This is a genomic window from Protofrankia sp. CiP1_Cm_nod3 (assembly GCF_982290655.1).
In genome coordinates, this window is sequence record NZ_CEVIVD010000125.1 from 1 (window position 1) to 1,942 (window position 1,942).

General features: G+C 69.6%; 1 protein-coding gene. It reads left to right on the top strand.

The features are described 5' to 3' along the window. Positions 1-739 precede the first annotated feature (739 nt). Positions 740-1,942, top strand: a 1,203-nt coding sequence (locus AC5LUJ_RS19085; protein WP_493465408.1) for a hypothetical protein, incomplete at its 3' end; no start/stop codon positions are given.

Genomic DNA, 1,942 nt, shown 5'->3' on the forward strand with positions numbered 1-1,942 from the left:
CCCGTGATCCGGCCCTCACGATCCCCCACCGCCCCATGAGCCGGCCGCCTCACACAATCCAGAAGCCCACTGCCCCACGCTCCTGCCGCTCCCCTACAACCCGCCTTGACCTGTAGGTGGAAACCGCCACCAGCACAACGGTTTCTACCTACGGACGGGGAAGCCGTAGGTAGAAACCGTCGCGCCAGCGACCGGAACCACCTACGCGTCCGGCCGGAAAGGCCCCCGCGGACAGCGGACGCCGCCGGGAGCCGGCGTCTGTCGCCCCTGTAAGCCGCCTGCCGGTCACGGCCGGCGGGCGTCACGGAGCCGGGTGCCGCGGCCCCGCCAGTCATGTGCCGGCCCGCGTGGCCTCCTCGCGCTGTTCTCCTTACCCTGCCGGCCCTTCTCCTGCGCCGGCCCTTCTCCTGCGCCGGCCCCTCCCCTGCGTAGCCTTCTCCCCCGTGCCGGCCCGCCTCCATACCGCCGGAAGGTCGGCACAGGACCAGGGTCGTCTGTCGTCCTTCACCCGTCGTCCGTCAGGCACATGTGTGGGGACGGATATCTCGCTGACGGAACCGGCTGGCCGCCTACCGGGGTGGCCAGGGGCGGCCCGGTGGCGAGGAACCGTCACGCAGCCGATACATTCGCCTGCTCCGCACCGCTGGGGACCGGGCAGCGACGCCACGGTGGCATGCGCCCGGTCCCCAGCGGTGCGGAACAGGTGGGGTCGAACGAACGGGGAACGCAGGTGCACCTTGTGCTGATCGAGACGTCCGGGAACCAGCCGTTCATCTTTGGCACGAACAAGCAACGCGAGAACATCGGCGCGTCCGAACTGACAACAATGATCAGACGCTGGGCGAAAAAAGCGATCGAGACGATCGGCCAGGCGGAGAAGCAGGCGGTCTCGACGACGGCGGAGCCGATTCTCGAGGTGATGGCGGCGTCCGGCAAGGTCGTCCTGCTGGTGACCGAGGCCGACGACGACGCGAGCGAGCACACCGCCCGCGGGCTGATCACCGAGGTGACCCTGCGGGCGGCACTGCGAGCGCCCGGCCTGGCCGTCGACGGGGCGTTCGTCTCCGTCAGCCGCGGTGACCTCGACGACGATGCGAAACAGCAGGAGCTGCTGCGCCGCGTCCACGCGGCCCTCGGTGGCTACACGGCGACCCGGCCCGCGGTCGCGACGCGCTTCCCGCAGATACCGTTCGCCGCGATCTGTCGTTACAGCGGGTTACCAGCCACCGTGCCTCTGCCCCCGGCGAGGGGACACGACTCTGAGACATCCGAGAAACCCGAGGAAGAGGCACGGCACGACGCGCGGGAACAGGAGCTGTCGCTGGCCTCCCGGGTCAAGCGCACCTACGCGAAGCCAGCCCGCACCCGGATGCTTCAGGTGCTTCGGGACGGAGGCATCGGGGAGACAGACAGCGAACGCCTGTACCCGGATCCGACCGAGCTGCTGTACCCGGATCTGACCAAGCTGGAGGCGGCGCTCGCGGGCGTCCCGGTCGCGAACGCGGAACAGAAGCGACGAGCCGGCGGACGGGATGCGACGGAGCGCACGAACGCCCGTTCCGGCCCGCTGAACGCTCAGCCCGGCCGAGACGGTGCCGGGCGCGCCGGGGAGACGAGCTGGGTCGGTGTGGTGCACGCCGACGTCAACGGCATGGGGCGCATCTTCCAGAACCTCAACGACGTGTTGGCCCCCACCTACCAGCCGAATGTGTTCGGGAAGGTGGCGTCCTGGCTGCGTGATCAGGATATCCACGGCACCCGCACGCTTGCCGCCTACGGGGAGGTGAGCGCGGCCCTGGACGAGGTCACGAAGAACGCCTACGTGGAGGCGGCCAAAGAGGTGCTCAGCCAGTTCCAGGACGAAGAACAGTTCAGGGCGCAGGAGGGGCCCCAGGCCGGGAAGGGCGCGAGTACAGCGACGACAGCGGACACCGAGGACACC